The organism is Thermoanaerobaculia bacterium, assembly GCA_035260525.1.
In the GTDB taxonomy this organism is placed as follows: Bacteria; Acidobacteriota; Thermoanaerobaculia; order UBA5066; family DATFVB01; genus DATFVB01.
Genome location: DATFVB010000036.1, coordinates 1 through 7,493, shown reverse-complemented (window position 1 = coordinate 7,493; position 7,493 = coordinate 1). Strand labels below are relative to the sequence as shown.

At 69.4% G+C, this 7,493-nt stretch carries 7 protein-coding genes; 3 read left to right on the top strand and 4 right to left on the bottom strand.

The features are described 5' to 3' along the window. Nucleotides 1-69 precede the first annotated feature (69 nt). From VKH46_01475 to VKH46_01460, 4 genes are read right to left on the bottom strand one after another with little or no spacing between them, the layout of a single operon-like run. Complete coding sequence (locus VKH46_01475; protein ID HKB69482.1) at nt 70-1,374, bottom strand: ABC transporter permease; 1,305 nt, start codon at nt 1,372-1,374, stop codon at nt 70-72. After that, nucleotides 1,367-2,626 (bottom strand): ABC transporter permease, encoded by a 1,260-nt coding sequence (locus VKH46_01470; GenBank protein HKB69481.1) that lies wholly within the window; start codon nt 2,624-2,626, stop codon nt 1,367-1,369. The genes VKH46_01475 and VKH46_01470 overlap by 8 nt, the downstream gene beginning before the upstream one ends. A gap of 7 nt (nt 2,627-2,633) precedes the next feature. Further along, nucleotides 2,634-3,335, bottom strand: coding sequence for an ABC transporter ATP-binding protein (locus VKH46_01465; protein HKB69480.1), 702 nt, complete (start codon nt 3,333-3,335; stop codon nt 2,634-2,636). Continuing rightward, the gene (locus VKH46_01460; protein ID HKB69479.1) at nt 3,322-4,536 is read right to left on the bottom strand and encodes an efflux RND transporter periplasmic adaptor subunit; all 1,215 of its coding nucleotides are present in this window, start codon (nt 4,534-4,536) and stop codon (nt 3,322-3,324) included. The genes VKH46_01465 and VKH46_01460 overlap by 14 nt, the downstream gene beginning before the upstream one ends. A 253-nt stretch (nt 4,537-4,789) precedes the next feature. Here VKH46_01460 and VKH46_01455 point away from each other — a divergent pair, with 253 nt between their 5' ends. From VKH46_01455 to VKH46_01445, 3 genes are read left to right on the top strand one after another with little or no spacing between them, the layout of a single operon-like run. After that, entirely contained in the window at nt 4,790-5,371 is a 582-nt protein-coding gene (locus VKH46_01455) for a hypothetical protein (protein HKB69478.1), read from the top strand. Then, the gene (gene ligD / locus VKH46_01450; protein ID HKB69477.1) at nt 5,368-6,303 is read left to right on the top strand and encodes a non-homologous end-joining DNA ligase; all 936 of its coding nucleotides are present in this window, start codon (nt 5,368-5,370) and stop codon (nt 6,301-6,303) included. The genes VKH46_01455 and ligD overlap by 4 nt, the downstream gene beginning before the upstream one ends. Next, the gene (locus tag VKH46_01445) at nt 6,300-7,325 is read left to right on the top strand and encodes an ATP-dependent DNA ligase (protein ID HKB69476.1); all 1,026 of its coding nucleotides are present in this window, start codon (nt 6,300-6,302) and stop codon (nt 7,323-7,325) included. Before ligD ends, VKH46_01445 begins: the two co-directional genes overlap by 4 nt. The last annotated feature ends 168 nt before the right edge of the window (nt 7,326-7,493 follow it).

The following is a 7,493-nucleotide window of genomic DNA, read 5'->3' as shown; positions in this document are numbered from 1 at the left end:
AGTGTACGTCGAGCCGTCGGCACGGCTCCGACGGACACGTATAACGGCGCGTATGGTCCGCGCCAGCCCTTATTGCATGGCTTCCATCGGTGAAAGCCGCGACGCCTTCACGGCCGGATACATACCGAACGCGATCGCGAGCGCCAGCGCCACTCCCCAGGCCACGATCAGCCCGACCGGGTTGACGACGAGACCGTACGGAAATTTGTCGGAGAGCCCCCGGCAGAGGAGCGCGCCGCCGACGGTGCCGGCGAGAGCCCCGAGGGACGCCAGGACGACGGCCTCGAGGAGGAACTGGACGAGGATCTCGCCGTCGGAGGCGCCCATCGCCTTGCGCAGCCCGATCTCGTAGCGCCGGTCGGAGAAGGAGATGAGCATCACGGAGAGGACGCCGACGCCTCCGACGAGGAGGACCGTCCCGGCGAGACTCATCAGGACGATGCGCCATCCGCGCATCTGGTCGAGGAAGTTCGCGTAGCTTCGGGCCAGGTCGGCGTCGAGGTCGCGGATCTCGACGTCCTCGATCCCGTGGTGCGCCTGGCGCACGCGCCCGAGCATCATCGCGGAGACCGCTCCCATGTCGCTCTTGGCGCGGAGCTTGACCGCGATCTGCGCGAGCGGGTGGGCGGGATCGATGCGGTCCATGTAAGTCGCGAGCGGGATGTGGATGCCGTTGGCGTCCATGTAGTTCTCGTCGGAGAAGATCTGCCCCGGAGCCTGGACGCCGACGACGCGGAAGGGCACGCCTTCCACGATGATGTCGCGGCCGACCGGGTCCGACCCTCCGAAGAGCTTCGACGCGAGTGTGGCCCCCGCGACCGCGACCGTGCTCCGACGGCGCTCGTCGTTCTCGGTGAGACCGCGGCCGATCCCGATCGGCCGGTTCATCAGCGCCGCGTAATCGGGAGTCACGCCGGTGACGAAGATCCGTTCCGTTCCTCCGGTGACCCGGGTGGCGGAGCGCTTGTAGGCCCGCGGCAGGAACCCGATCACCTTCGGGTCTGCGGCGGTGACGCGCGGAAGGTCTTCGAACCGCAGCCCCGGGCTCATGGCGAACCGCTTCTGTTCTTCCGTCGTCTCGGGAGACTTCGGGACGACCATGACCGTGCCGTCCCAGGAGAGCCCCGCGAAGCCGGTCGCGATCTTGTCGAGGACGCCGTCGAGGACCGACGTCATGACGACGAGCGCGAAGACGCCGAGCGTGAGGAGCGTGAGGGTCAGGATCGACCGCAGCTTGTGGGCCCAGAGCTCGACGAGACCGCCGGTCACGACCGAGAAAACGAGGCCGGCACGCGCGGAAAACGTGAATCGCGGGCGGGCGCCCGGCGACGCGGGCGCCGCCGAAGCATTCAGCCCGAGGAGCGCCTCACTCATACCGGAGCGCCTCCATCGGCGAGAGGCGGCTCGCCTTGACGGCGGGGTAGAGCGCGAACACGAAGCCGAACACCGCCGCGAGGGCATACGCCCACGCGAAGCTCGCGGCCTCCATGTGGAGCGGGATCCCGATCGCCGCCGTGATGATCTTCGAGAACGCGATCCCGATCGCGAGTCCGACGAATCCGCCCGCCCCGGTCAGGAGGAGCGCCTCCGTCATGAACTCCTTGAAGATCTCGCGGCCGCCGGCGCCGATCGCCATCTTCACGCCGACCTCCCGGACGCGCTCCTTCAGCGTCGCCATCTGGATGTTCACGTTGACCATGCCGCCTCCGAGGAGCGCGAGGACGCCGGAGAGCATGAAGATCATGTTGTAGATGTCTCCCTGGCTCTCCATCTTGCGCATCCGCGCTCCGACGTCGTCGAGCCGGAAGTCGCGCTGGAGGCGGTGATTGGCGGTGAGCAGCACGTCGAGCTGCTTCGAGAACCCGGCGATCGCCCGGACCTGCGGAAGCCGGAACGTGACGCGGTCGAGGCGCTCGTACGCGTCCCCCTGCATGCGCCGGGAGACGAGGCTCGCCGGAAGGGCGATCAGGCGGTTGCGCCACGCGAAAATGTTCCCCTGTCCCTCCCGGAACCGGAAGACCTTCTCCTGAAGGAGCCCGATCACGGTGACCGGCGTGTCGCCGACGCGGATCTGCTGCCCGACGACGTCGCCGGTCGGGAAGAAGACGCTCGCGGCCTCCTTGCCGAGAATCGCGACGGGCGCCGCCGTGTCGAGGTCGTGCGCGGAGAACTTCCGGCCGGCCTCGAGCGAGTAGCCGTTGATGGCGAGGAAGTCGCCCGCGATCCCCGTGATCGGCCGTTCCTGGTCCGCGTAGGGGGAGCGGACGCGGGCCCGCGCGAACTTCTGCTGGCTCACGCCGGCGATCCGGGCGGCGTCGAGCGCCTCTCCCGAGTCGGCGTCGGCCCCGCGCAGCCCCAGGTTCGCCGTCTGGAGCGCCGAGGGCGTCGTCCCGTCCTTGACCGCCGCCGCCGGCTGGACGTTCAGCTTGTCGAGCCCGCCGATCTTGACGAAGAGCTCCTCCGCGCGCCGCCGCTGGCTGTCGGCGATCGAGAAGCCGCCGAGAACCGAGGCGACTCCGAGCATCACGCCGAGCGCCTGGAGTGTCGAGCGTCCGGGGTTCTCGCGCATCTCGGTCCAGGCGGACCGGACGCGCTCGCGGAAGGCCCCCTGGCCGGAGTCGCTCACGGGCGCCTCACGCCGCCGCTTCGTCCGGGCGGACGAGGCCGTCGTGGATCTCGACGCGCCTCTGGGCGAGCGCGGCGATCGTCGGGTCGTGCGTGACGAGGAGGACGGTGTTCCCGCGGGCGTGGAGGTCCTGGAAGAGCGCCAGCACCTCGTGCCCGGTCTTCGAGTCGAGCGCGCCCGTCGGCTCGTCGGCGAGCAGCATCTTCGGGCGGTTCGCGAGCGCCCGGGCGATCGCCACGCGCTGGCGCTGGCCGCCGGAGAGCGCCGCCGGAAGCTGCCCGGCCTTCTCCGCGATGCCAACGGTGTGGAGGAGCTCCATCGCCCGCTCCCGGCGCTCGCGGCGGCCCACGCCCGCGTAGAGCATCGGGAGCTCGACGTTGCGGACGACGGAGGCTTTCGGCAGCAGGTTGTAATTCTGGAAGACGAAGCCGATCTTCGCGTTGCGAATCTTCGCGAGCGCCGGGCCCGAGAGGCCGTCCACGCGCTCGCCGTCGAAACGGTAGGTTCCCGCCGTCGGCGAGTCCAGGCAGCCGAGGATCGCCATGAGCGTCGACTTCCCGGACCCGGAGGGGCCGATCAGCGCGACGAACTCCCCGGCCGAGACGGCCAGGTCGACGCCCCGCAGCGCGTGCACGGCCGTGCCGTTGGCTCCGTAGACCTTCGTGAGCCCGGCGACGTCGATGATCGGCCCGCCGTCAGTTGTTCTCATCGTCCTTTTCGACCTTCTTCCGGGTCGGGTCCTCGAGGCAGATCTGGCTGTTCGCCTCGAGGCCGGACAGGATCTCGACGCGCTCGAGCGTGGCGACCCCGGCGGTCACCGGCACCGGCTCGAAGTAGTCCTTCCAGTGCTCCGAGAGCCACGTGTACTTGTTGCGTCCGGAAAGGCCTTCCTTCGCGGCGGCCATGAGCTTGGCGGGCAATTTCTCCTTGAGGCGGTAGGCCACCGGCTTCCCGTCCTTGCGCTGCAGGGCTTCGATCGGGATCGAGATCGTGTGCGGCCGGCGCTCCCCGAGGATCTCGACGTTGGCGCTCATCCCGGTGCGGTAGGCGTCGGACAGCTCGTCGAGCGCGACCTCGACTTCGAAGACCTTGATCTTGTCGACGAGCTTGGCGGCGGGGGCGACGAACCGGACCTTCCCCGAGAAGACCTTCTGAGGATACGCGTCGAGAGTGATGCGGACGGGCTCGCCGACGTGGACCTTGGCGATGTCGACCTCGTTCAAGTTCACGCGGATCAGGAGCGACTTCAGGTCCGCGACCGTGAAGAGCACGGTCCCCTCGTTGAACGAAGAGACCCCGGAGGTCACGGTCTCGCCGAGCTCGACTCCCTTGCTGATCACGACCCCGTTCATCGGACTTGTCACGCGCGCCTTCTGGGTGGTCGCGTCGCCGGAGATCGGGATGCCGTGGTCTTCGACGATCCGGTACCGGGTCTGCGCCGCCTCGAGCTCCTGCCGGGCCTGCGCACGCTTGTTCGTCACCGCCTTCAAGGCGTCGCTGCCGACGAGGCCGTTGTCGTAGAGCGCCTTCTGGTTGGCGAACTCCCGCTCCGCGTCCTCGAGACGGAGGCGGGACTGGCGCACGCCCGCCTGAACGTCGGACAGGGACTGGGCCTGGGTGACGTCGGGCTCGACTTCCGCGAGCACGTCCCCGACCCGGACGACCGCGCCTTCCCGCACCTTGAGCGAGACGACCCGTCCCGATACGGCGGACTTGACGTCGACCTTCGTCTCGGGATCGACGACCCCGACTTCACGAACGCTCACCTGCAGGTCCTCGGCTTCGACCTTGCCGAGCCGGAACGGGCTCGACTCCTCCTTCGGAGCGCTCTTCCCGCGGCTGCGCGCCGCGATCAGCCCGCCCATGAGGACGACCGCCGTGATTCCCGCCCCGATCCATCGCTTCTTCATCTATCCCGTCCTTTATGGCGCCTCGCCGGCGCGTCCGTGGCGCCTCTCCGGCGCGTCCGTGGGCCCCTCCGGCGCCGTGGCCGCTCACCCAGCATCTACGGAAAGGGGAATCGAAAGTTCCCGTTTCGCCGCCCGCGCCGCGCCGCACCCACCGGAGTTTTCCGGGTTTGGCCCGGCTCGTGCAAAATGGCGCCGCATGGCTTGCCGGATCTTCCTGCTCTCTCCCGCTTCCTGTGCCGGGGAGAGAGCCCGCGTGTTGATACGGGAAGAAGCGGCCTTTCCGCTGGCGGATCGCTTGCGGAGGTCCGGGGGCGCACCGATCGGCGAGGTCTTCTCGTTCCTGAGCGGGCTGTATTTTCGCGGAAAGCTGGCGTATGCAAAGGCCTTCGCGGCCGCCCGTCCGGGTACGGCCGGAACGCTCGTGATCACGCCGACCCGGGGGCTCGTGGACGCCGAGGAGCGCGTGACCGTCGGCGACATCCGGGAATTCGCCTCGGTCGCAATCGACGCGGCGGAGCCGCGGTATCGGGCTCCGTTCGAGCGCGCCGCGCGGCGTCTCGCCGGAAACCTCGCGGAGGAGGACGAGGTCGTGCTCCTGGGGAGCATCGCGACGGCGAAATACATCGGCATCCTCTCGCCGGCGCTCGGGCCGCGGCTGCGGTTCCCCGCCGATTTCGCGGGGCGCGGCGACATGAGCCGGGGCGGGCTCCTGCTGCGGTGCGTGCGCGAGCTCCACGAGCTCGCCTACGTCGCCGTGGAGACCGGGCAGCGGCACGGGCGCCGCCCGCCGAAGCTCGTCCCGATCCGGCGCGCGGCCGCGAAGGAGGAACCGTGAAGCCGCCGGCGTCCGCCGCCATCCCCGCCGACCGGGACGAGGCCGAGATCGCGATCGGGAAGAAGCGGGTCAGGCTCACGAACCTGCGGAAGGTCTTCTGGCCGAAGCTCGGCGTGACGAAGGGGGACCTCCTGCGCTATTACGCGGCGATCTCGCCGTGGCTCCTGCCGCACGTCGCCGACCGCGCGATGGTGATGAAGCGCTATCCGCACGGCGCCGGCGGCGAGTTCTTCTTCATGAAGCGCGCGCCCTCCCCGCGGCCGGAGTGGATCCGGACGTGCGCGATCGAACACGCGTCGGGCAGCGTCATCGACTTTCCGGTCGTGGACGATCTCGCCGGGCTCCTGTGGGTGATCAACCTCGGATGCATCGACCTGAACCCGTGGTACGCACGCTGCGACGACGTGAACCGACCCGATTTCCTCCATTTCGACCTCGATCCGGTCAAGGGCGGGTCGTTTGCGCAGGTGAGAGAGACGGCGCTCGCCGTCGGCGCCGCGCTCGCCGCGCTCGGCATGCCCCGTTTCGCGAAGACGACCGGCTCGCGCGGCATCCACGTCTACGTGCCGATCGTCCGCGGCCCGACCCAGAAGGAGGTCTGGGGATTCGCCAAGCGGTTCGCGCAGGAGATCGCGGCGCGGCACCCGAAGCTCGCGACGTCCGAGTACCGCATCGCGAAGCGTCCCGCGCGCCGTGTCCTCGTCGACTACAACCAGAACGCCTGGGGCCGGACGCTCGCGTCGATCTACTCCGTGCGTCCGTCGCCGGAGGCCGGCGTCTCGACGCCGGTCAGGTGGAACGAGGTCGAGCAGGGGATCGCGATCGAGGATTTCCGGATCGACAACGTCGTCGCGCGGGTGCGCCGCCTCGGCGATCTCTGGGCCCCGCTCCTGTCGAAGAAGGGGCGATTCCGGCTGGAGGAGTACCTGTGACGCTCCCGATATCGCCGCCGTATCCGCCGATGGAGGCGCTCCTCGTCGACGCGATTCCGGAGGGTCCGGGATGGCAGTACGAGCCGAAATGGGACGGCTTCCGCTGCATCGCGTTTCGGGACGGGAGCAGCGTCGACCTGCAGTCCAAGAGCGGCCAGCCGCTCGGACGCTACTTTCCCGAGGTGGTCGAAACGCTCCTCGGAATGGCCGCGCGGAAGTTCGTGCTCGACGGCGAGATCGTCGTCCCGGTCGGGGACCGCTTCTCGTTCGACGATCTGCTGCTGCGGATCCATCCGGCGGAGAGCCGGATCCGGAAGCTCGCGAAAGAGTCGCCCGCGGCGCTCGTCGTGTTCGACCTTCTCGTCGACGAGGAGGGACGCTCGCTCGTCGGCCGTCCGCTGAAGGAGCGCCGGCGCAAGCTCGAAGCGTTCGCGAAGAAGCACTTCAAGCGCGCGAAGCGGATCCTCCTCTCTCCCGCCACGCGGGACGCCGGCCGCGCGAAGGAATGGTTCCGGATGGTCGGCGGCGGGCTCGACGGGGTCGTCGCGAAGGCGCTGGACGTCGACTACCGCTCCGGCGAGCGGAGCGGGATGCAGAAGATCAAGAGCCTCCGCACGGCGGACTGCGTCGTCGGCGGCTTCCGCTACGGCTCGCGCACCCGCGAGGTGGGCTCGCTCCTCCTCGGGCTCTACGACGATGCCGGCAAGCTCCATCACGTCGGCTTCACGTCGGGACTGAAGGGGGACCGCAAGGCGCTGACGAAGGCGCTCGAAAAGCTCGTGAAGCCGCCCGGCTTCACCGGCCGCGCGCCGGGCGGCCCGAGCCGCTGGAGCACCGAGCGGAGCGGTGACTGGAAGCCGCTCGCGCCCAGGCTCGTCGTCGAGGTCCGCTACGACTCTTTCTCGGGGGGCCGCTTCCGCCACGGGACGAAGCTCCTGCGATGGCGACCCGACAAGGCGCCGAAGCAATGCACGATGAAGCAGGTCCAGACCGAATCCCGCTCCGCCTCCTTATTGCTGTAGCGCGGGCGCGGCGATGCATCGAGCCGGGCGGGCGCGTGCCGCCGGCCGGCCGCACGACGTACGCTTTCGGTACGCCTTAGCGTCCGGCCGGCGGCCCGCATCCCGCCGGGCTCGCGCCTCACCGCGCCTCGTCGGCGGTGTCACTGAAGAACGCGGCGACTGTTAGCA